3 protein-coding genes are annotated in these 3,830 nt (G+C 62.3%); 2 read left to right on the top strand and 1 reads right to left on the bottom strand.

All coding sequences use genetic code 11. The features are described 5' to 3' along the window. Positions 1-160: 160 nt before the first annotated feature. Positions 161-514, bottom strand: coding sequence for a MaoC/PaaZ C-terminal domain-containing protein (locus AC5RWU_RS23835; protein ID WP_493986650.1), 354 nt, complete (start codon positions 512-514; stop codon positions 161-163). A gap of 723 nt (positions 515-1,237) precedes the next feature. Between AC5RWU_RS23835 and nemA the strand changes: the two genes are divergently transcribed. Continuing rightward, positions 1,238-2,338 (top strand): N-ethylmaleimide reductase, encoded by a 1,101-nt coding sequence (gene nemA / locus AC5RWU_RS23830; protein WP_493986649.1) that lies wholly within the window; start codon positions 1,238-1,240, stop codon positions 2,336-2,338. Between the two features lie 497 nt (positions 2,339-2,835). Further along, a complete protein-coding gene (locus AC5RWU_RS23825; RefSeq protein WP_493986648.1) occupies positions 2,836-3,384 on the top strand; it encodes a nuclear transport factor 2 family protein in 549 nt (182 codons plus the stop codon). Positions 3,385-3,830 lie beyond the last annotated feature (446 nt).

Genomic DNA, 3,830 nt, shown 5'->3' with positions numbered 1-3,830 from the left:
GTACTCCGCCGTCGCCTTCGCCCTGATCCGCGCGTCGGTCTCCTTGTCCTCTTTCTGGCTGGCAAACGCCCGGTCCTGAGCACGCCTAAGCCCGTCGCGGACTGAGTGCACCAAGATCCCGAAGTCGTCATTCTCGACGAGGGTCTCGGCGATCTGGCGTTCACGGTAGTTCACAGTAGATTGTGTCGCCGATTAGAAGCGGGCGCAGGAATCGGATCGCGTCCCACCGCACGGTCGCTATGGCATGCTCCGGCCAGTACCAGTTCCAATCGTGCTGGGCGAACATACCCACCGAGAGGCTGAGTTCGATAGACCCGGCCGCAATGCGACCGCCGAACCGCGAGGCGTCCACAACGTGCGCGTCGAAGCGGATCGACGGGTAGTCGTGCTCAATGCCGCCCGCAGCAAAAAGCCGGCGTCCGAGATAGTTCGGCCCGACGTGCTCGCTGACTCCCCGACCACGTAGTCCTCGAAGTATTGCTTCACGTCGGTAGTTCTTCCGCTCGGCGAGCATCCCGTAGCGGTCGACACGATGAGCTCGTCTCGTTGGTTGTATGTTGAGTGCGAGAAGACGATCTCGCCACGCTCACCACGGGGGATCAGGTCTTCGACAGTTGCAGCGCTGTAAATGAAGTCTCCGACCGTCAACTCGTGGTGAAACTCGACGAAGTCGAATTGAAGGAAGGCGACCAACCTCTCGGGCAGGAACGACCGCTCCGGCGCCTGCTGGAGCAGGCACATGCCGACAGCCAGTGTGAACAACGGAGGCACGAAGCGCTCCGGCGACTCGTCGTCGGGCGTGCTCTTCAGGAACGCTCAGAGGTCATGGGTCTACCGTGCGCAGGCCCTCACCTCGTCGGCGTGCATCCGCAGGTACGGACTCCGGATGGTCTCGCCCCGCTCATAGTCATCGAACCAGATCTTCATCTCATTGTCGCCTCTCCGCCATAACGACCAGGCGGCCGGTCGGGTCACTGACTATCGTGCTGACTTGGAAGCCGGCACCTAGGTCCGCAACGGCCGAGCTGGTCATTACCGCAGGGATGTGGAACTCACTTGCGACAGAAGACGCCTGGACGAACACAGTTGCGTAGGGAGGTGAGCACGCGGTCGCTTCGGGATACTGTCTTCCGTGACACCGCGCCCAAGACACACTGGCCACCTAGCCAACCATGCGGTAGGTTGAGAGAAGTCGCGACGCCATCCGACGCGGCAGAGCTAAAGGAAGGTTTACGACATGACATTGTTTTCCCCCGTAAGCATCGGCCCGCTCTCCTGTCCCAACCGCATCGTTATGCCGGCGATGACCCGCATGCGGGCAACGGCACCGGACGACATTCCCAACGACCTTATGCGAGAGCACTACGTCCAGCGGGCCTCAGCGGGGCTGATCGTCACGGAGGGCTCGCAGATCTCCCCGCAAGGCAAGGGATGCATGGACACCCCCGGGATCTACAGCGCTGCCCAGGTGGCGGGCTGGCGTAGCATCACCGATGCCGTGCACGAGGTCGGCGGTCGCATTGGCATCCAACTGTGGCACGTGGGGCGGGTTTCTCACGAGTCGCTGCTCAACGGCGAGCTCCCCGTCTCGGCGAGCGCGCTGCCACACCGCAGCCGCACGACGCTGCGCGGACCTGATGGCCAGCCGCAGCGCGTCAATTGCCCAACGCCTCGGGCGCTCCGGACGGAGGAGATCGCCGGCATCGTCGACGACTACCGTCGAGCGGCCCTGAACGCGAAAGAAGCGAACTTCGACTTCGTGGAGATCCACGCTGCTCACGGCTACCTGTTGCCACAGTTCATGTCGTCAACCAGCAACTCTCGCACCGACCAGTACGGAGGGAGTCTCGAGAATCGCGCACGGCTCACCCTCGAGGTGCTCGACGCTGCGATCGATGCGTGGGCCCCGGACCGGGTCGGCTTGCGCATCAGTCCCCTCGGAACTTCCAATTGGCTTGACGACGCCGACGGTGCGGAGATGGGGCTCTACATCGCACGCGCCGCGTCACAGCGGGACACACTCTATCTGCACGTCTCGGAGCCGGACTGGTTCGGCGGCCCCGCGCTCGACGAGGACTATCGCCGCAAGATCAGGGACACTTACACCGGCACGATCATCGGCGCCGGCGCGTACGACCTGGAGAAGGCCGAACGCCTGTTGGCAGCAGGTCTGATCGACGCAGCCGCATTCGGCAGGGCCTACATCGCCAACCCAGACCTCCCGGAGCGACTGGCGGGCGATCACGCGCTCAACACGCCCGACCCGCTTACCTACTACGGCGGTGGAGCGCAGGGGTACACCGATTATCCGAGCCTCGTGTCCGTACCTGAGCGGTGATCCTCCGCCCGTGAGTCTGGATCCCTTCGCCAGCCTGTCAAACGGTCTGCCTGATGGGTGAGCTTCACCTGAAAGAGAACACCCTCACAGAATGCGATCAGTCCGAAGCGTGAGAAGTGCTGTCGTCGGCAGAAGGACCTCGCCGACCAACTGACGTCGTCGGCTCCGATGGATGACATCTTCCGCTCAATCCGAATTCCCGAAAAGGCACGACGCCGAAGACGGCGGCGACCGATGGCATCGCGCCTGGATCGTGCTGGCAGGCCCAATTTCCCACCGGGTTTAGCCACTAAACGTATGGTCAAGGTATTAGAGTCTGACGATGCATCTATGCCTCCGCGGGGAAGGAATTCTCCCCAGTCAAAACAGAACACCCAAGAATGTTCTGGACATCGCAGGGATCCGACGACGGCAGCAACCACAACTCAAAAGTCGCTCGTGGCGGGGGCGAGGCTTGCACCATAACGCCCAAGCGAAGACCAGGCTAGGAGGACACCATGAACGAAGAACTTTCGATTGAGGCACGCGTGGCGCGGCTGGAAGATGCCGAGTCGATTCGGAATCTGAAGAACCAGTATGCAGGAATCTGCGATGATGGCATGAACGCCAACGAGGTCCTCGCGCTTTACGCGGATCTGGACGATGTCAAGTGGAGTAGCAGCCTCTGGGGAGAGAATCGCGGACGCGATGAGATCTACCGACACTTCGACCAGGGCGTCGACTCGTTGCCGATACTCTGGTCAGTCCACTTCATGACCAATCCCGTGGTCGAGATCTCCCCGGATGGCCAGACAGCCACCGGCGAGTGGGTGTTGCTCGAGCTCAACATCACTCCCTCGCCCCACGGCACCAGTAATGACTCGGTGGTCATCTCGGGTCGATATCGCGACACATTCGTCAAGGTCGACGGGCAGTGGAAATTCCACACCATCCATCTTGACTTGGGTCAGCTGTCCGCTCTCGATCAGGGTTGGGCCCGCCAGCCTAACCGAGGTGGTGAGCCGACAGCTGTCCCGGCAGGGAGAATCGGAGCCATCCGGGACTGATCGGAAAATAAGGTGACCTGTCCGCCCCCTTGTGGGCAGGGGACTGCTGCCGACAGGTGATGGCCATGCCGGTTGGGATGGCCATAGCCGGTTATGCGGCGGGAGTGAGGGTGACGGTGTAGCCCAGGGCCTGGAGCTGGCGGATGTGGGCGTGTTTGGCGGCGTCGGGGTTGAGCCGGCGGCTGTAGTGGTCGGCGCCGAGGTCGCGGAACCGGGGGCCGGGTCGGTGAGCAGGTGCCAGATGATGGTCAGGATGGAGCGTCCCACGGCGACGATGGCGCGTTTTTTGCCGCGGCGCCGGGCGATGTTAACGCCGACCGAAAATAGGGCCATTTCTGCCAACTGAAAATGTACGGTCCGGGGACATCCCTGACACTGTGTTGTCGGGAGATCGCTGACAGTCTATGCGGCTTCGGCGGTCTTGCGGGGACGGCCGCGTGTTTTGC

The organism is Arthrobacter sp. B0427-1-12, assembly GCF_059092905.1.
The sequence above is the reverse complement of the archived record's forward strand: the minus strand, read 5'-3'. Positions and strand labels throughout refer to the sequence as shown.

What these genes read in the sequence shown, in the direction of transcription:
- AC5RWU_RS23835 (WP_493986650.1), bottom strand. Translation starts at nt 514, where the DNA reads ATGCTCGCCGAGCGGAAGAACTACCGACGTGAAGCAATACTTCGAGGA.
- AC5RWU_RS23825 (WP_493986648.1), top strand. Translation starts at nt 2,836, where the DNA reads ATGAACGAAGAACTTTCGATTGAGGCACGCGTGGCGCGGCTGGAAGAT.
- nemA (WP_493986649.1), top strand. Translation starts at nt 1,238, where the DNA reads ATGACATTGTTTTCCCCCGTAAGCATCGGCCCGCTCTCCTGTCCCAAC.